Below are 15,997 nucleotides of genomic sequence, written 5' to 3'. Positions count from 1 at the left end.
CAGCCACTCCGAATGTCAGACCCTCCTGCCATGCTTCAGTTATGGAAACCGGAGCGGTCACGGGTGCGGGAGGCAAGGCCAGGGTGGCCGCTGCCGTTGCATCGGTGGCCGGGTTGGTTGATGAACTTGCCTGTGTTGTGCGTGGTCCCCTGGCGGCACCAGGCAATGACAGCTGGGGCCACACTGACCGCGGCGATGGCACCGGCCGCGATTCGAGAGGCAATAGCGCCCACCGCAATGCCCGTAGCGGCGGCGCCAGCGATAACGCCCGCAGCCACGGAATCGGTAGCCATGGCGTATGCCGTAGCGGGGCTCCCATCTCTGCTGATCCGTTGGGGGAGTTGGCCGAATCGTGCTTGGCAGGACTGGAAGTGCTGGCCCGGGTCGAAGCTGCCACGGCGGCTGCGAAGGTCCGGCTGGTAGCCGCCTACGCTGAGGCGTCAGCCCAGATCGAGGGCCCTGCCGCCGATGCCTATGAGGCTTCGGCGCGTGAGAAGTCCTTAGTGGCGGAGGTCGCATGTGTACTCACCGTCGGCGAGGGTGCGGCCTCCGCCTTTCTGGGTGAAGCGTGTGCGTTGACGAGCACTTTACCTGCGGCATTGGACGAGCTGCAGGCGGGCGCCATCTCGTGGCAGCATGCACGGATTCTCGCTGATGAAACAGCGGGTCTGGAACCTGCGCGGGTCAAAGCATTGGAAGCACACTTCTTCGATCCGGATGCGCCCCATGCTGCCCGTGGTGCCGCTCCCGGGGAGCTGGTGCCGTCGCGCTTCCGCAGGAAGGTCCGGGCCTGGCGTGAGCGCCAGTATCCCGATTCGCTGGAGTTGCGGCGTGCCGTGAGTATGGCCGATCGTCGCATGGAGTACCGGCCCTTGGCTGACGGGATGGCCCAGATCTGCCTCATACTTCCCGGTGAAACCGCCTGCGCAATCTGGAACAAGGCCACCTCCATCGCACGCGGTTTGCAGAGCCCCGATGACCCGCGCACGCTGAGTCAGCGTAGGGCAGACGTCAGCGCCAACCTGCTCCTTGGATGTGTCGGGCAGGACCTGGAAAAGCTTCCAGCGCCGAAGGCTGACATTTTGGTTACCGTCCCCGCTTTCTCACTGTTTGGCGCCACGGACGAGCCGGGGGAGGTGGACGGTTTCGGGCCTGTCCCTGCGTCGGTGGCACGGAGGATCGTTGCCGAGGGAGCTGGGTCGTTTTACCGGGTTCTGGTGGACCCCCGGGATGGGGCGCCGCTGGAGATCGGCAGGACGAACTACCGGCTCCCTGAGAGTTTGAAGCGCTGGTTGAGGATGCGGGATGGCAAGTGCACCTTCCCGGGCTGCAGCAATCACACGCCGGACAACGAGAACGACCATCTCACGGCATGGCAGCACGGCGGGGCAACGGGAGTCGATAATTTGGCACAGTTGTGCCCCAAACACCACAGGCTCAAGCACCAGACCACGTGGACCCCCAGCCCCGCCAGCAAGAATGAACCGCCGGGCTGGACCTCACCCACAGGTCGCCACTATCCGGCGGAACAACCGGACTGGGTGTCACCACGGCTGCCACTCGCGCTTCTTGCCGGGGATTCGGCCATGCCTCCACACATTGACGGCGAAACTCCCGATCGAGTTGGCCGTGACGCCGGGGATGTCAGCCCGCTGGAGGATGCCCTCATTGCGTACCTCGCTGCCTAGCGCTTATAGCTAAACTGTCATTCACAAGTCGCCTTTACTTGCACTCGCGGATTCCGGGGAAGTAGAGGCGCGTTCTACGCAGTTGTCTCGTGACACGCTTGCGTCCGGTGGGGGATCCCCACTGGGGCACCCAATCCTCTGTTGTCCACAGTTCAGAGAGCGCCCCTTCAAACGCATGGGGGCTAAGACTCTGGCGAACCAGCGGGGATGACCACAGTAGCCGGCGGCGGAACGCACCGTCCGTTTCCTGTTATCCAAACTGCGGGTGCGTTGACCTCTGGCGTCTCTTGCCGTCAGTGTTGGCTGGGCGTAACGTCCGCAGCATAAGGTTTGTTGTTGGAGGCCGCCATGCGTGCGCTGCTACGCCATTTCATCTCCATGACATCAGTCTTGTCCGTCTGCTTCGGCCTTTCGGCGTGCACCCCCGCCGAGGCGCCATCCCCCGCACCGTCTACAGAGGTCCGCACGGCGCCAGCGCTGCCCACGATCCCACCGCTGCCGGACAGCGGCGACATCGACGCCGGTAAATACGTCGTCACCAGCTTCGCCGAGAATTTCGAGATCACCGTCCCAGATGGCTGGGTGAGTGAAGACGGCGACGGGCTGCGCAAGGACGACCCGGATCACCCGGGTGAAAGGGCGGTCTTCGTGGGCTGGTGGCACTCCGACCATGTGCCGAAGGACGCATGCGCGTGGCAGGGCGCGCTCGTCGAGGTCGATCCGTCGGCCAAGGCGTTCGTCGACGCGTTGACGGCGCAGACGTCAACGGCGAGCACCCCTCCCGCCGAGGTCGCGGTGGGAGATTACTCCGGCGTCGAATTCGACCTCTCCGTCGAGGGCGACGTGGACATCAAAGCCTGCGACAACGGTCAGTTTTGCGTTCACTCAGATTATTCGAACCTATGCACCCGCTGGTACTCGAGCGTCGCTGAGCGCGAGACCTACCGGGTGGTCAACCTGCACGGCCAGCGAGCTATGTTCTGGATGGTCCAATTCCACGAATCGGTCAATCCGGAGCTGGTACGAGAGGCACGCACCGTTTTCGACTCGATCGCGTTCAAGCTCCGACAAGTGACCAGCTGATGCGATAGCGCTCCCCTAACCGTCGCACGATAAAGGATCCTTAAACCCGCGCTTGAAGCGTCCGGTGGGCCGCCGGTTATGGGACCAAACGCGTGGTCGACGATCTACTGGCCGGCGCACTTGAGCGCGGGATTGCCAACGATTCCCTGTGGCAGAGTTGCTCCATGCGCCTGCTCGTGATTTTTGGTCCGCCTGCTGTGGGAAAGATGACCGTTGGACGCGAGGTCGCTCGGCAAAGCGAGTTTCGTTTGTTCCATAATCACGCGCTTATCGAGCCTCTACTTGAGGTGTTCAACTACGGGACGCCACCGTTTACTCGGCTTCTTGGCGATTGGCGCGCGGCAGTCGTCCAGGAGGCAGCCCTTTCGGGCACCGACTTGCTGTTCACATTTGTCTGGGGCCTTGAGCTGCAGACAGACGCCGACGAGCTTAGGAAATACATCCGCCCTTATGTCGAAAAGGGTGCAGAGGTAGCGTTCGTCGAACTGGCGGCAGATCTGGATACGCGGCTACAACGGAATCGAACCGAGCTGCGACTGGCTGAGAAGCGATCGAAGAGAAACGTGGAGTGGTCTGACACGAATGTTCGCGAAATGGAGCGTTTTCTTATGAATACTGACCTCGATGTCAGTTTGGATAAATCTTTGCCAGCAACCGCTCTTCTGGCTGAACACCGGCATATGCGGCTGGACAACGGCGGCCTTGCACCGCAGGAGGCAGCGGCTCGGATTCTCGCCTGGTTGGACAGCTTCCCGACGCGCCGCTCGTAGCCGGCTGCAAAAGCCTGGCCGGAGATGGCAGCGGTTGCTTCACCTATGGATTCCCGAACTGCTTTCGGCAGCCAGCGAGAAGTCAAGAAGCCTGCACCAATCTTTAACGCCTTGCCGCAACCCAGTGGAATAAAAGGGCAACCACAACAGCGATCACAGCCCCGACGAGCAACGCTTGGACCGCCCCAAGAGCTTGCCAGAGCAACGCTCACGTCACAAACCCAGCGAGAAAAATGCTCAGCGACCTCAAGACCTTGTTCGGCATCCCCATAAGTGGAAAGTAACAGAATGCTTGGTTATGCGGCAGTCAGAGGGCGGACGAGGCAGCCGGAATGAGCGCGCTGCGTTCAGCTCACCCATGCGTAACGCCTGGATTGAAGCGTTGTACGCCCGTCAGCCTTGGCTGCAGCAACGGCTAGAGGCGCAGCTCCATGAAGACGCTGTTCCGGTCCAGGACGTAGCCGGCAAAAGGCGCGCATTCCGTGAAACCGTGGCGAGCGTAGAGCCGCCGGGCAGGAGCGAAGTAATCCTCGGTTCCGGTCTCCAGGCAGACGCGCTCGAGCTCCTGGGCCCTGGCGTGGCCGATGATGTGCTTCAGCATGAGGCTGGCCACCCCGCGCCCACGCGCCGCCGCTGCCGTGCGCATGGACTTGATCTCGCCGAGCCGGCCAGCGCCGTGAAGTTCGGTTCCGCGAGCTGCGGCGCCGTGAGTCTCTAAAGCTTCGACATCACGCCCGGGCTCGGGATCATGAAGCTTGAGGGCGCCGCACCCCAAAAGCTCGCCGTCCTCGCGCGCTGTCCAGAAAGTGATCGAGGGCACGGACAAGGCAGAGTGGTCCAGGGCGTGCACGCTCTCAGCAGGCGAAGTGGCGAACATGTCCGCCAGATGTTCGCTCAGGAGCTGGTGGACATCACCGCGTACGGGATCGTCCCGGTCAATATCGATCATTCACTCAAATTTACCGGCTGGTGGCTGCCCGTCCGGACCCGGCAGCCACCAACTAAACCCAACCGCCGGCTGGATGCTTCTTTTGGAGCAGATAGGTACGAAAGGCCGTTGTTAGGACGGCCCAGCAGGTCCACCATGGCCGTATGAACGCTGAAGCACCGGCTGCGGTGAACCTCAACCTGCCCCAGCAATTCCTGCTGCTGGCAACGAATGACAAAGACGGAAAACCCGAAGTGCCTCTGTTCGCCCTCAGGACCACGGTGGCCGGCGCAATCCTGGCCGAGCTGGACCTGGTCGGCGCGATCGAGCCGCAGGGCAAGCACATCCGGGCCACTGGATCGGCCGCCAGGGACGACCTTGCACCTGAACTGGAACTGATCCGCGGAAAGTCCCGCCCCCATACTCCCGCCCGATGGGTTTCCATCATGGAAGGCCGTGCCCAGGTTCACCGGATCTACGAGGGCATGGCGGCCCTCGGCCTTGTGGAACACCTGGGGGAGAGGCACCTCGCGCGCTTCCGGCCGGTGCGTTATCCGGAAAAAGACCACGAACCCGAGGCGGCTCTCCTCAACAGGATCAAGTCAGCACTCAGCGGAGCCACCCCTGCCACCGTGGTGCCTGAGTCACCGGCCGACGGCGCAGCGGAGGAGTCGGCGACACAATCCAACAATCCAGCAACGGGGGCACAGAAGACGAGGACCCTGGCCCTCATCGCCCTGCTTGAGGCAGCAGGTCTACTGCACAAGCTGTTCCCGGACGCTGACAGGAACTGGGCGAGCGGTTTGGCCAAGGACTACTGGCCGGCGCGCGCCGTTGAGGACGAGTTGCGGCTCATCCGGCTGGCGGAGGAGGAAACCGCAATGCTCTAAGACCGCGGAGGACGGCACCGGAGCAAGAACCGCGTAAGGCGGCCATACTCAGCCGTCGCTCTTGTCGATGACGCAGAACCGGTTTCCGTCGGGATCCTCAAGGACGATGAAGTCGGGGTCCTCCGGGTAGAGATCCCAGTCCACGCGCCGGGCGCCAATCGAGACGAGACGCTCCACCTCGGCACCCTGGTCCTCCGCATACAGGTCCAGGTGGATCCGCGGGCGGTCCTGGACAGGGGTTTCGCTCCGCATGAGCGAGAGCAACGCGCCAGGGCCCGACGGCGGCGCGAGGGTTACCCACGTGTCGTCACCGGGTTCCCGCGGGACGTAGCCGAGGGCTGAGTTCCAGAAGTCGGTAGCGGCGGCGACGTTGTTGACGCCGAGGACGATGGTGCCGATGGTCAACATCCGCCCAGCCTAGACCCGTCCCATGCTGCCTGTCAGGGCCTCGCATGAGCCTTTCGCGCTGGTGGGACGGGTGCGCCCCGCTAGACTCGCCTCCATGGGGGAGCACAACACACCTGAAGACCGCATGCCGTCCAAACGCACAAAGTGGCGTGCCGCCGTCGTACCTTCGCTGGCCGTTGCCGTGGTACTGGCGGGGTGCCTGACCGCCTGGCTGAACCGGAACGCGTCCTTCTCTTTCGCCTATGCGCCGAACAGCAACAGGCCGTTCACCGGCGTCGGCGCGGACCTCATTACCGAAGGAACGCAGGCGGGCCTGGCCGTCGCCGTCGTGGGCCTGCTGGTGCTGGCGTTCTGGGCCGGTTTCAGGGTGGGCCGGCGGCCTGGCCGGTAGAACATCTCCGCCGCAGCTGATTCCGCCGCTAGTCCTCGTACCCGATCAGCCAGTGGAGCCCGTGCCGGTCGATGACCTGGCCGTCCGAAGCGCCCCACGGTTTTGGCGCGAGGGAATCAACCACGGTGCCGCCGTCGGAGAGCCTGCGGAACCATTCGTGCAGCACTGACGGTTCCGCCGTCCCCAGCAACGAGAGCATGACGCCTTCGGTGCGGACGCTCGCCTCGCCGGCCGCCGCGTCCGAGCCCCCTAGCGCCACGACGCCGGTGAGCGTTCCGTGGGCGATGGCGTCCGGGGAGCCGTCGCTCCTGCTGAAGTCCTGGTAAGTGTGCAGGGCAAGTTCACCGCCGAAGACATCGCGGTAGAAGCTCAGGGCTTCCCGCGCTGTTCCGGGAAAGCTGACATAGACCTGGGGCCCTGGCGTGCGAACTGTGTCCTGCGAAGGGGTATTGATCATCATCCATCCTCGGGTTCTGCGGAATCGGGCTGTTCCGGAATTTCATCCGGGTGCCGGCTGCGGGTGTAGCCCTTACGCCGGGCATCCGCCCAGCCTAGACCGGGAGGGCTGAGCCGGGAAGGGCGGTCCGCGCCCACGGCTAGACTCGCAGGCATGGGGGACAACGAAATACCTGAACAGCGAAAACCGTCCAAACGCACCGGACTCAGTGCCGTCGTGGTGCCTTTCCTCGGCCTCGCCGCGCTGCTCGTGGGGTGCATTGTCGCGTGGAACCAGCAGGCGAACGCCAGCTTTGGCTGGTTCGCCTACTCGCCGCTAAGCAACGACACCTTCAGCGGATCCGGCATGACGTTCGTTACCCAGGGGACGCAGATCGGGTTGGGCATCGCGGTGCTGGGCCTGCTGGTCCTCGCTTTCTGGGCCGGTTATCGGAGTGGCCGGCGGCGCGGGCGGACGACGAATCGATGACACGCCGCACTGACTTTTGGGCGCTTGCCCTGGTGGCCAGCGCCACGCTGATGGTGTGCGGCGCCGTCGCAACCTGGAACTTCGCCCTGGTTGCCGATGAACACGGCATCAGGGAAGGCGGGCTCTCTTTCACCATCCTGCTGGGCTTCGGCGTCGCCGCGTTCATGGTCAGCCTGCCGGGCTTTTTCGCAACCAGAAGCCGTGCACGGGCGCCCCGGGACTGACGGCCAGGTCCGGGCCGCCTATGCGGCACGCGCGGCCGAGTACATTTCCAGGTTCGGATCGCTGGAATTCACCCATCCTGAGGACAGGACGCTCATCGCGGAATGGGCTGAACCGCTGACGGGGCACGTGCTGGACGTGGGCTGCGGACCCGGCCAGTGGAGCAGTTTCCTGGCGGACCAGGGCAAGCACGTGCACGGCTTCGACCCGGTCCCGGAGTTTGTGGAGCACGCACACGCGCGGTTCCCGAATGCCGCCTTCCGGGTTGCAGGGTTCAAGGACCTCCCTGTTGCCGCTGGTTCCGCGGCCGGCATCCTGTGCTGGTATTCCCTGATCCACACCGAACCGGCGGACATGCCCCACGTCCTCGAAGAATTGGCCGGAAAGCTGGCGCCCGGCGGAGCCCTCCTTCTCGGGTTCTTCGAAGGCGCCCGGGTGGAAGAGTTCCCGCACGCCGTGGCCCCTGCCTACTTCTGGCCGGCCGCCGGCCTTGAAGAACGTCTCCGGGACGCGGGGTTTGACGTCGTTTCCGTAACGAGGCGCACCGAAGCGGGTGTCCGGCCGCACGCGGCAATCAGCGCCTGGCTCCGGCACTGAGGGCCAGGCTTATCCGAGCCACGCCAGCTCACCCAACCAGAGCCAGTTCACCCCAGCAGGTCGTCCTGGTAGCACCAGCGCCAGTCCTCGCCGGGCTCGATGCTGCGCATGACGGGGTGGCCGGTCGCTTCGAAGTGCCTGGAGGCGTGGGTGGCGGGGGAGGAATCGCAGCACCCCACGTTGCCGCATTCCAGGCACATGCGGAGGTGGACCGTCGTCGTTCCCTCCCGGACGCAGTCCTCGCAGATCGCGCCGCCGGGCACTTCCCTTGGTTGCGCGGACTCCAGGTGGTCGCACTCACCGCCGGGTTTGGCCACGCCTTCGCCGCCGCCGCCGCCCGACGGGTCAATCTCGTCCAGGGACACGTCCAGCATCGATTCCTCAACATCCAGCCGCTCAAGGACAGCGCTCAGGACCTCGTGCGCGTACTCGCCACCCCGCCGGAGCTCCAGCACCTTCTCGCGCTCGGCCTCCAGCATCGCAAGCCGCAGCCGGGCATAGCGCTCGCTGGGCGTGGACGTTTCCGCCGACGGCCGCCCCAGCCGCTCCCACGCCGCGAGCCCGCGTTCCTGCGTGCGCCGCTTCAGCATGGACACCACCTCCGGCGGGTCGTCATCCGTCCTGAGTTCGTGCAGCTTCGCGACGCCCGCGGCGGTGGCCAGCTGCATGAGCGATGCCTGGTTCAAAGCATCCTCGCGCTGGTCCGGCCCCTGCACCCGGAGGATCCGCACCAGCGCCGGCAGCGTGAATCCCTGCAGCGTCAGCGTTCCGCCCACCACCACCAGGGCAGCGAGGATCAGCACTGACCGGTGTTCCAGGTCCTCCGGCAGGACCAGTACGGCGGCCAGGGTGACCACGCCCCGCATCCCGGCCCACGACACAATGGCCGCGTACTGCCACGGCGGTGCCGGATCCTTCCGCTGCACCGACGGGATCAGCCGCGGCAGGTAGGTGGCCGGGAATACCCACACCGGCCGGAGGAAGAGCACGGCCAGCAGGATGACCGCACAGCCGGCCCAGATCCTGCCCGCGCCCAGGGAATCGTCCTGGACGCCGTCCACGATGGTGCGCACCTGCAGCCCGATCAGCAGGAACACCGAGTTCTCCAGCAGGAACTGCACAGTGTTCCAGTTGCTTCGCTGGCTGAGCCGGGCCGCGCCGTTGGGCATGGACGGCGCCTTGGTGCCCATGATGAGGCCGGTGACCACAACGGCGAGCACACCCGAGGCGTGGATCGCCTCCGCCGGCAGGTACGCCACCAGGGGCGCCGCCAGCGACGTCGACGTATTGATGGCAACGTTCCGGATCCGTTTGCGGAGCATGGTGAGCACGTACGCCGCGGCGATGCCCACCACCAGTCCGCCGCCCACAGCCAGCACGAAGTCCCCGGCAATCCCGGCAACGGACACCACTCCAGAGATGGCGGCGATCGCGGCGCGCAGGCAGATCAGGGCCGTGGCGTCATTGACCAGCGATTCGCCCTCGAGGATGGTGACGATCCGGCGCGGCATTCCCACCTTCCGCGCGATCGCCGTCGCAGCCACCGCATCCGGCGGCGCCAGGACGGCCCCCAGAGCGAACGCGGCGGCCAGCGGAATCTCCGGAAACAGCCACCAGACCACCAGGCCGACGGTGAGGGTGCCGAAGATGACATACCCCACCGAGAGCAGGCCGATGGCGCGGCGGTTGGAGCCGAAATCATAAAGCGATGTGCGCAGCGCAGCCGCATACAGCAGCGGCGGCAGCAGCCCCACCAGCACCAGTTCCGGGTTCAGCTCGATGTCCGGTATGAACGGGAGGAACGAACCCGCCACCCCGATCAGAACCAGCAGCAGCGGCACCGAAACGTTGAGCTTCCGGCCGAGGGCGCTGCCGGCGCACACCACGGCAACGAGGACCAGAAGGCCCAGGGCGATTTCCATGGGGTCATTCTCCCAGCAACGCCGCCACAGGGAACGGAAGACCAAAGGGAACGGCCCGCTCACGACGGCGCGACGCGGTCAGCGCGGCGAACGGACGGCCCGCAAAGCAATCCACCTAGGCGAACGCACGACGGCGGGAGGCGGCCGCCGTCGTCCGCTTCCTTGGCGACGTTCCCGGCCTGAGCGCCGTGACCGTTTACTCCGGCGGGCCGGAGGGTAACCATGGAATATGACTGATTCCGGAACCGGCGGCGCCGACGACCCCTTCGATGGCAGCGACGAAATCGTAGGAGGAACGGCCCCGGAAGAGACACCCGAGTCCATTGCCGACGACGTGCGGCACGAGATCCAGCTGGGCCACGTCCAGGACGATGTCAGCACTGTCCTCGAGGAACGGTTCGAGGAAGCCGGCATCGATGCGCGGCCCGAAGAGGTGGACGACCTCGCGGAGGAGATCGAGCGGGACGCGTCCAGCTAATCCGGAGGCCCAGCTAACCCGCTTGTCCGGCCGGACCACGGGGCCAGACAGTCCACGGGTCCAGGCGGCTCGGCTGTAATACAGCCTTGAATGAATACATCCTGCGATGTATTGTCCATGACATGGACACACTCACCCACGCCCCGGTCCTGGCGCGCTTCGGCTACGCCGTCTCGGACCCCACCAGGGCACAGGTCCTGCTGGCCCTCGCCCAGGCACCGTCATATCCGTCGGATCTGGCCGACTCCATCGGAGTGTCCCGGCAGAGCATGTCCAACCACCTCACCTGCCTGCGCGGCTGCGGGCTGGTGGTGTCGGTCCCGGACGGCCGCCGGACGCGCTACGAACTCGCCGATGCCCGGCTGGGCCACGCCATCACGGACCTCCTTGGCGTTGTCCTCGCCGTAGACCCGGCCTGCTGCGCGCCCGACGGCGAGTGCCTGGCATGAGCCGACCCCTGGCCCAGCGCCTTCCGTCCGAGCGGCGGGCCATCCTCACGCGCCGGATCCGCCTCTTCGCAGCTGCCACCATCACCTACAACGTCGTCGAAGCCGTGGTTGCGCTCTGGGCAGGCGGCGTAGCCGATTCGTCGGCATTGATCGGGTTCGGACTGGATTCGGTCATCGAGGTCGCGTCGGCCGTGGCCCTGTCGTGGCAGTTCTCCGCCAAGGACCCGGAGCGGCGCGAGCACCTCACGCTGCGGATCATCGCCATCTCCTTCTTCGCGCTCGCCGCCTTCGTCACCATGGACGCCGTTCGGTCCTTGGCGGGCGGGGGAGAGGCCCAGCACTCCACCCCCGGCATCGTGATCGCCGCCCTGAGCCTGGCCATCATGCCCGTGCTCTCATGGGCCCAGCGCCGGGCAGGACGCGAGCTTGGCTCCCGGACCGCCGTGGCCGACTCCAAGCAGACACTGCTCTGCACCTACCTTTCGGCGGTGCTGCTGGTGGGGCTGGTCCTCAACAGCACCCTGGGCTGGTGGTGGGCGGATGCTGCAGCGGCCATCGTGATCGCCGGCATCGCGGTCCGCGAAGGCTTCAACGCCTGGCGCGGGGACGTGTGCTGCGCGGTGCCCCACGCGGAGTCCCAGGAAGTGCCCCACACCGGCGACGTCACCAGTAGCGAGCAGGGCGCAGACGCCTGCTGCCCCGGGTGCGCTTCGTCGGAGCCACAACCGCAGCCACAGTCCCTGGGACTGACCGTCCGCAGCAAGAACTGAGCACCTCAGCCCTGAATGTCCGGAGGCGGCGCGGCCAGCGGGACCACGTCCAGGCTGCCCGGGCCCAGCATGATCAGGATGTGCGGCGCGGTCACGTCGTCCAGTGCCGCCATCAGCTGCTGGATGATTTCGTCGGGCCGGGCAGCCGGTGCCCCCGGCGCAAGGATGGACGACGGCGGCAGGCCGGTGCCGCCGTCGTCCGCCCTCAGCCAGGCGGTCACCTTGGCGCCTCCCGTGGTCTCAGCAATGGCCCGCGCCAAAGCACTGACGTCAATGGTGCCCGGGGGATAGCCGCTGACCAGCGTGACCTGATCTGTTACCCGACGTCGGGCGGGCGCCGCGGCTGCCAGCAGCGTGCGGTCGTGCCGCCACAACGTGAAGTGGTAGCCAGCCACTAATCCAGCCGCCACCAGCAGGCCCAGCGGCGCCCGGATCCGGTCCAGGAGGCTTCCACCCGAGACGTCGCCGAGCAGGTACTGGAACACCCGGTAGCCCGTCACCAGCAGCGTTATCAGGGCAACCACCGCGCTGACACCAAAGAACGCCACTAGGTAGATGCGCCGGCCTGGTGGGATTTCGCTTGCTGTCCGGGGCTGGTGCCGTGGCTTCCACGCCAGCCACCACACCGGGCCGCCCACTACGAGAGAGCTGATGCCGCCCAGCAGCAGGGTGCGCGCGGCGCCGCCGGCCAGCGGTGAGACGGCGGCAGCCAACAGGGCGTTCACCACCACCCCCACGCCGGACGCCGCTGCGGCAAGCGCAACCGCCGAGGTAACCAGGAGGCTGGCGCGCCTCGTTTCGGTGGAACGGGTGACCGCCACCGCCCGGTGGTAGCGCCACACCACCGCACCGATGGCCGCGGCCGAGATTGCCAGTGCGAGGGGCTCCAGCAGCAGGTTCACAGGATCGCTGCGGTCGAACGCGAGCCGCAGGAGGACGAACACCACCACGCCCACACCGCCCAGGGCTGCGATCCCCGCAATGAAGATGCCGACGGCGATCATGGCCACATCCGCCAGCGCGGTCCGGAAATGCCGGCCGCCTTCCCTGAACCAGTCCCACCACCACACCAGGGCGCCGCCCGCGGCCCACACCAGCGAACGGACCGGGGCATACCACCATGGCTCAACCGCTGCGCTGAGCGGGAAGCCGCGGATGGCTACGTCCAACAGTCCGCTGAGGGCGGCAACCGCCGCGCCGGCGCCCAGCAGCAGGCCGAAGACCGAGCCGAGGAGTGTCCTGACGTCCTCCAGGTGCGTCGACGGCTTGGCGGGGTGCTTCCACATCCACCGGTGCCAGAGCCAAATAGCCGCCCACACCAGGCCAGTGGCGAGCGGGGACTGCCACTGGCTTGCCTGCGTATCGATGAAAGACGTTGCCAGATTCAGCAGCGAGGTGGTGGCGAGGATGAGCGAGACGGCGTACATCCCGGACAGGTACAGGCCCCAGCCGGCGGCGTGGCGTTCCGCGGCGTCGTCGAGGCGCCGCCAGGCAAACCACCACAGCAGCAGGGCCAGCGGCCCGCCGATCAGGGTGAAGGCCAGGGGCAGTGCCAGGCTGGCAGGATCGCCGGTGACCAGCACGGAAGACGCACGGAAGAGCCGTTCCAGCAGCCCGCTCACACCCGACGCCGCAATCACCACCAGGGCGAAGAGCAACACATAGAGGATCAGGCGGCGGAGGGTGGCCAGGCCGCCGGCGGGGGCACGGGTGGTGGTGGCTGCCGGCGTGGTCATGGTTTAGCCGGAACCACGGAACAGGCTGTCAGGATGTAGGGCGGCTGGTCGATCTTCCAGGTGCCGTCGACTTTCAGGAGCGAGAACACGTCCTCCATCTCGTACTCGGACGGGCCAAACGGTCCGCCCTGGGACTGCTGGACGATCGAGACCCGCACCGTGGCTGAATCGGCGCGCTCCGCCGTCGAGACCAAAACGACGCGCGCCGGCCGTGGCTCGCCCTGGAAGCCTCCCCGGCATCTGCTCCGGGCGGCATCGGTGAGGTATAAATCGGCGGCGGCGTTGTCGCCGTCGATCACGGCTTTGCTGTACCGCTGCACCACCCCTGCGGGGCTGGCCTCATCCAGTTGCGCGGGCTCGCCGCGCGTGAAGACCACAGCCAGCGCAACCACCACCAGCAATCCGACGACGCCGATCAGCGCGAAAAGGATCCGGTCCGGTTTCCGCGCGGCGTCGCTCATGGCGACAGTATGCGCCCTGGCCAGGGGGTTTTGTATGTGTCTTTCGGCCCGGCACGGGGACTCAGTGCAGGGGTGCCGAAGGGCGAATCTTCAATATAGTTAGGAAAATCCGTTGACGGGGCGGAAATCTTCACTATAGTTGTGTGAGTAGCATCACCCAGTGAAAGATAAACGATGACCACCGAGACTAGCACCACCGCCCCGCCGGCCACCAGCGAACTGCTGGCCACTGTCGGCAACAAGGTGCGGTCCATGCGAAAGGACCGGGGAATGACCCTGGCCCGGCTTTCGGAAATCACCGGACTTAGCCAGGCGATCGTCAGCCAGATCGAACGCGGAATGGCCAACCCGTCCTTCACAACCCTCGCGCAGCTGGCCCACGGACTGGACATCCCCGTGGGACGGTTCTTCATCGGCCAGGACCAGTCCAGGTCCCCGGTGGTCCGGAGATCCGCGCGGCGCAACCTCCAAAACGTCACCCGCGAGTCCGTCGGCGAAGCAATTCATGAGCTGCTCACCCCGGACCGCGATGGCACCATCGAAGCGCAATGGATCAGCACGCCCCCAGGGCACGACACCAGCGCAACGCCCTTCACCCACAGCGGGGAAGAGTTCTGCTACATCATCTCGGGCCGGAAGGACGTCTACCTTGACGGCGTCTGCTACAGCCTCGAAGAGGGCGATTCCATCACCTACTCTTCGGAAATCCCCCACTGGTACAAGAACAGCTACGAAGAGGTATGCGTAGCCATCTGGGTCAACGCTCCCCACGCGTTGTAGGCCTGCCGGCCTTAACCGGCGCCGGCGCTTACCCCTAACCGTCCGGACACGTCTCCGTGGCCGCTGACACTCCTTGCCACTTTCGCATCAGGCGCCTCCTCCAACAGGCGTTCCTGCGTCATACCCTCTTACGCCCTCCAGGGCGCAAGCGTAAGGAAAATCCCATGCTTGACACCCAAACCACGGACAATGCTGTCCCGACACCCCGCACCACCCATTCATCCCCCCAAAAGAACGAGAAGTTCACGCCGGAAGTCCGCAAAGGCCTGCTGGGCCTTGGCCTCGGCAATGCCCTGGAATGGTACGACTGGATGGTCTTCGGCCTCCTGTCCGCCTTCATCGGGCCCAACTTCTTCCCCAACACGGACCCGCTGTCCGCAACGCTGAACGCGCTGGCCGTGTTCGCCGTCGGGTTCGCCTTCCGCCCCCTCGGAGGCATCCTCCTGGGCACGCTGGCGGACAGGATCGGCAGGCGCCGGGTGATGCTGCTGTCCATCATGCTGATGGCCGGCACCACCCTGATCATTGCCGTCACCCCCAGCTACGCCACCATCGGCCCCCTGGCTGGCATCATCCTGCTGGTCTGCCGCGTCCTGCAGGGCATTTCCACCGGCATCGAAGCCCCGCTCTCCACCTCGCACGCCGTCGAACTGGCTCCGGAGGGCCGCGAAGGCTACGTGGCCGGCATCATGTCCTTCTACGTGAACATCGGCATCCTGCTGGCCTCGTTGGTCAGCTTCCTCTGCAGCCTGGTGATCGGCGGGGCGGCCATGGGGGACTGGGGCTGGCGCGTGCCGTTCATCCTCGGCGCCCTCTTCGGCTTCGTGGTCCTGTACCTGCGCCGCTCCCTGCCGGAAACCCTCAAAGAAGAGGAGATGGCCACCAACACGCCCCGCGCTGTCTGGTCCGGTGTCCGCAAGCACTGGCTCTCCGTCCTGGCCATCATCTTCGTAGTGGGCGCAGCCCAGGCCTACAACTACGCCTGGAACGTGGGCCTGCCCAGCGCAGCCCGCAGCGGCTTCAAGGAAGACCCCACCGCCGTCTTCGCCCTCACCACTGTCCTTGGAGTCATCCTGGTGGCGGGCTCCTGGATCATCGGCAAGCTTGCCGACGGCAGGGCAATGTCCCGCTGGTTCCTGGTGACCCGCGTCCTGGCCATCCCGTCAGTGTTCCTCATGCTGCTCTACGTACAGCCCGGCATCGGCGCATTCGCGGCGGTCCTGCTGGGTGGCTCGGTGGTGCTGGTGCTGAACATGACCCTCTACAACGTGGTCAGCTCGTCACTGATGCCCAAGAACATCCGCGGAACCGGAGTGGCCCTGGGCTACGGCATCGGCGTCGCCCTCTTCGGCGGCACCGCCTCCTACCTGCTGGTCTGGTTCCAGTCCCTGAACCTCACCTGGATCTTCCCGGTCTACGTGGCCGTCCTGTCCATCCTCAGCATCGTCTTCTACATCGCCGCACGCCGCTCCAACGGCATCTTCGTCGGCAAGTAAGGA

19 protein-coding genes are annotated in these 15,997 nt (G+C 65.8%); 13 read left to right on the top strand and 6 right to left on the bottom strand.

Annotated elements, in window-relative coordinates; all coding sequences use genetic code 11:
• The first annotated feature begins 41 nt into the window (after positions 1-41).
• From ACP3TD_RS17830 to ACP3TD_RS17820, 3 genes are all read left to right on the top strand, one after another.
• On the top strand, positions 42-1,688 hold the full coding sequence (locus tag ACP3TD_RS17830; protein WP_426764312.1) for a DUF222 domain-containing protein: 1,647 nt from the start codon (positions 42-44) through the stop codon (positions 1,686-1,688).
• 378 nt (positions 1,689-2,066) lie between these two features.
• The gene (locus tag ACP3TD_RS17825) at positions 2,067-2,771 is read left to right on the top strand and encodes a hypothetical protein (RefSeq protein ID WP_426767287.1); all 705 of its coding nucleotides are present in this window, start codon (positions 2,067-2,069) and stop codon (positions 2,769-2,771) included.
• A 92-nt stretch (positions 2,772-2,863) separates the two neighbouring features.
• The gene (locus tag ACP3TD_RS17820) at positions 2,864-3,541 is read left to right on the top strand and encodes an AAA family ATPase (RefSeq protein ID WP_426764311.1); all 678 of its coding nucleotides are present in this window, start codon (positions 2,864-2,866) and stop codon (positions 3,539-3,541) included.
• 415 nt (positions 3,542-3,956) lie between these two features.
• Here ACP3TD_RS17820 and ACP3TD_RS17815 read toward each other — a convergent pair whose 3' ends face one another.
• A complete protein-coding gene (locus ACP3TD_RS17815; RefSeq protein WP_426764310.1) occupies positions 3,957-4,490 on the bottom strand; it encodes a GNAT family N-acetyltransferase in 534 nt (177 codons plus the stop codon).
• Positions 4,491-4,633: 143 nt separating this feature from the next.
• Here ACP3TD_RS17815 and ACP3TD_RS17810 point away from each other — a divergent pair, with 143 nt between their 5' ends.
• Positions 4,634-5,359, top strand: coding sequence for a GOLPH3/VPS74 family protein (locus tag ACP3TD_RS17810; RefSeq protein WP_426764309.1), 726 nt, complete (start codon positions 4,634-4,636; stop codon positions 5,357-5,359).
• Between the two features lie 48 nt (positions 5,360-5,407).
• Here ACP3TD_RS17810 and ACP3TD_RS17805 read toward each other — a convergent pair whose 3' ends face one another.
• Positions 5,408-5,767: a VOC family protein gene (locus tag ACP3TD_RS17805; RefSeq protein WP_426764308.1), complete on the bottom strand. Its 360-nt coding sequence runs from the start codon at positions 5,765-5,767 to the stop codon at positions 5,408-5,410.
• Between the two features lie 94 nt (positions 5,768-5,861).
• On the opposite strand from ACP3TD_RS17805, the gene ACP3TD_RS17800 reads away from it, so the two are divergent.
• Positions 5,862-6,158 (top strand): hypothetical protein, encoded by a 297-nt coding sequence (locus tag ACP3TD_RS17800; protein ID WP_426764307.1) that lies wholly within the window; start codon positions 5,862-5,864, stop codon positions 6,156-6,158.
• A 28-nt stretch (positions 6,159-6,186) separates the two neighbouring features.
• On the opposite strand, the gene ACP3TD_RS17795 is transcribed toward ACP3TD_RS17800, so the two are convergent.
• Positions 6,187-6,615, bottom strand: coding sequence for a VOC family protein (locus ACP3TD_RS17795; protein ID WP_426764306.1), 429 nt, complete (start codon positions 6,613-6,615; stop codon positions 6,187-6,189).
• Positions 6,616-6,768: 153 nt separating this feature from the next.
• Between ACP3TD_RS17795 and ACP3TD_RS17790 the strand changes: the two genes are divergently transcribed.
• From ACP3TD_RS17790 to ACP3TD_RS17780, 3 genes are read left to right on the top strand one after another with little or no spacing between them, the layout of a single operon-like run.
• Positions 6,769-7,083: a hypothetical protein gene (locus ACP3TD_RS17790; protein ID WP_426764305.1), complete on the top strand. Its 315-nt coding sequence runs from the start codon at positions 6,769-6,771 to the stop codon at positions 7,081-7,083.
• Positions 7,080-7,307, top strand: a complete 228-nt coding sequence (locus ACP3TD_RS17785; protein ID WP_426764304.1) for a hypothetical protein — start codon at positions 7,080-7,082, stop codon at positions 7,305-7,307. The genes ACP3TD_RS17790 and ACP3TD_RS17785 overlap by 4 nt, the downstream gene beginning before the upstream one ends.
• On the top strand, positions 7,285-7,902 hold the full coding sequence (locus ACP3TD_RS17780) for a class I SAM-dependent methyltransferase (protein WP_426764303.1): 618 nt from the start codon (positions 7,285-7,287) through the stop codon (positions 7,900-7,902). The genes ACP3TD_RS17785 and ACP3TD_RS17780 overlap by 23 nt, the downstream gene beginning before the upstream one ends.
• A gap of 47 nt (positions 7,903-7,949) precedes the next feature.
• Here ACP3TD_RS17780 and ACP3TD_RS17775 read toward each other — a convergent pair whose 3' ends face one another.
• Positions 7,950-9,824, bottom strand: coding sequence for a Na+/H+ antiporter (locus ACP3TD_RS17775; protein ID WP_426764302.1), 1,875 nt, complete (start codon positions 9,822-9,824; stop codon positions 7,950-7,952).
• A gap of 229 nt (positions 9,825-10,053) precedes the next feature.
• Between ACP3TD_RS17775 and ACP3TD_RS17770 the strand changes: the two genes are divergently transcribed.
• The 3 genes from ACP3TD_RS17770 (at position 10,054) to ACP3TD_RS17760 (ending at position 11,521) form a co-directional block, all read left to right on the top strand.
• Positions 10,054-10,302, top strand: a complete 249-nt coding sequence (locus ACP3TD_RS17770; RefSeq protein WP_426764301.1) for a hypothetical protein — start codon at positions 10,054-10,056, stop codon at positions 10,300-10,302.
• A 122-nt stretch (positions 10,303-10,424) separates the two neighbouring features.
• Complete coding sequence (locus ACP3TD_RS17765; protein WP_426764300.1) at positions 10,425-10,751, top strand: ArsR/SmtB family transcription factor; 327 nt, start codon at positions 10,425-10,427, stop codon at positions 10,749-10,751.
• Positions 10,748-11,521, top strand: a complete 774-nt coding sequence (locus ACP3TD_RS17760; protein WP_426764299.1) for a cation transporter — start codon at positions 10,748-10,750, stop codon at positions 11,519-11,521. The genes ACP3TD_RS17765 and ACP3TD_RS17760 overlap by 4 nt, the downstream gene beginning before the upstream one ends.
• A 5-nt stretch (positions 11,522-11,526) precedes the next feature.
• Here the strand turns inward: ACP3TD_RS17760 and ACP3TD_RS17755 are convergent, their stop codons facing one another.
• Positions 11,527-13,257, bottom strand: coding sequence for a DUF5671 domain-containing protein (locus ACP3TD_RS17755; protein WP_426764298.1), 1,731 nt, complete (start codon positions 13,255-13,257; stop codon positions 11,527-11,529).
• Positions 13,254-13,718 carry a hypothetical protein gene (locus ACP3TD_RS17750; RefSeq protein ID WP_426764297.1) on the bottom strand — a complete coding sequence of 155 codons (465 nt, stop codon included), beginning with the start codon at positions 13,716-13,718 and terminating at the stop codon, positions 13,254-13,256. The genes ACP3TD_RS17755 and ACP3TD_RS17750 overlap by 4 nt, the downstream gene beginning before the upstream one ends.
• A gap of 174 nt (positions 13,719-13,892) precedes the next feature.
• Between ACP3TD_RS17750 and ACP3TD_RS17745 the strand changes: the two genes are divergently transcribed.
• Together ACP3TD_RS17745 and ACP3TD_RS17740 are read left to right on the top strand one after the other, a co-directional pair.
• On the top strand, positions 13,893-14,498 hold the full coding sequence (locus ACP3TD_RS17745) for a helix-turn-helix domain-containing protein (protein ID WP_015938467.1): 606 nt from the start codon (positions 13,893-13,895) through the stop codon (positions 14,496-14,498).
• 164 nt (positions 14,499-14,662) lie between these two features.
• Positions 14,663-15,994, top strand: a complete 1,332-nt coding sequence (locus ACP3TD_RS17740; RefSeq protein WP_426764296.1) for an MFS transporter — start codon at positions 14,663-14,665, stop codon at positions 15,992-15,994.
• The last annotated feature ends 3 nt before the right edge of the window (positions 15,995-15,997 follow it).

Origin of the sequence: Pseudarthrobacter sp. 1G09 (assembly GCF_050038305.1) — a bacterium.
GTDB lineage: Bacteria > Actinomycetota > Actinomycetes > Actinomycetales > Micrococcaceae > Arthrobacter > Arthrobacter equi.
Note: the sequence above shows the minus strand (reverse complement) of the source record. Positions and strands in the feature narration are given on the sequence as shown.

What these genes read in the sequence shown, in the direction of transcription:
- ACP3TD_RS17745 (WP_015938467.1), top strand. Translation starts at nt 13,893, where the DNA reads ATGACCACCGAGACTAGCACCACCGCCCCGCCGGCCACCAGCGAACTG.
- ACP3TD_RS17830 (WP_426764312.1), top strand. Translation starts at nt 42, where the DNA reads ATGGAAACCGGAGCGGTCACGGGTGCGGGAGGCAAGGCCAGGGTGGCC.
- ACP3TD_RS17795 (WP_426764306.1), bottom strand. Translation starts at nt 6,615, where the DNA reads ATGATCAATACCCCTTCGCAGGACACAGTTCGCACGCCAGGGCCCCAG.
- ACP3TD_RS17785 (WP_426764304.1), top strand. Translation starts at nt 7,080, where the DNA reads ATGACACGCCGCACTGACTTTTGGGCGCTTGCCCTGGTGGCCAGCGCC.
- ACP3TD_RS17790 (WP_426764305.1), top strand. Translation starts at nt 6,769, where the DNA reads ATGGGGGACAACGAAATACCTGAACAGCGAAAACCGTCCAAACGCACC.
- ACP3TD_RS17740 (WP_426764296.1), top strand. Translation starts at nt 14,663, where the DNA reads ATGCTTGACACCCAAACCACGGACAATGCTGTCCCGACACCCCGCACC.
- ACP3TD_RS17815 (WP_426764310.1), bottom strand. Translation starts at nt 4,490, where the DNA reads ATGATCGATATTGACCGGGACGATCCCGTACGCGGTGATGTCCACCAG.
- ACP3TD_RS17800 (WP_426764307.1), top strand. Translation starts at nt 5,862, where the DNA reads ATGGGGGAGCACAACACACCTGAAGACCGCATGCCGTCCAAACGCACA.
- ACP3TD_RS17805 (WP_426764308.1), bottom strand. Translation starts at nt 5,767, where the DNA reads ATGTTGACCATCGGCACCATCGTCCTCGGCGTCAACAACGTCGCCGCC.
- ACP3TD_RS17770 (WP_426764301.1), top strand. Translation starts at nt 10,054, where the DNA reads ATGACTGATTCCGGAACCGGCGGCGCCGACGACCCCTTCGATGGCAGC.
- ACP3TD_RS17755 (WP_426764298.1), bottom strand. Translation starts at nt 13,257, where the DNA reads ATGACCACGCCGGCAGCCACCACCACCCGTGCCCCCGCCGGCGGCCTG.
- ACP3TD_RS17765 (WP_426764300.1), top strand. Translation starts at nt 10,425, where the DNA reads ATGGACACACTCACCCACGCCCCGGTCCTGGCGCGCTTCGGCTACGCC.
- ACP3TD_RS17760 (WP_426764299.1), top strand. Translation starts at nt 10,748, where the DNA reads ATGAGCCGACCCCTGGCCCAGCGCCTTCCGTCCGAGCGGCGGGCCATC.
- ACP3TD_RS17750 (WP_426764297.1), bottom strand. Translation starts at nt 13,718, where the DNA reads ATGAGCGACGCCGCGCGGAAACCGGACCGGATCCTTTTCGCGCTGATC.
- ACP3TD_RS17810 (WP_426764309.1), top strand. Translation starts at nt 4,634, where the DNA reads ATGAACGCTGAAGCACCGGCTGCGGTGAACCTCAACCTGCCCCAGCAA.
- ACP3TD_RS17775 (WP_426764302.1), bottom strand. Translation starts at nt 9,824, where the DNA reads ATGGAAATCGCCCTGGGCCTTCTGGTCCTCGTTGCCGTGGTGTGCGCC.
- ACP3TD_RS17825 (WP_426767287.1), top strand. Translation starts at nt 2,067, where the DNA reads ATGACATCAGTCTTGTCCGTCTGCTTCGGCCTTTCGGCGTGCACCCCC.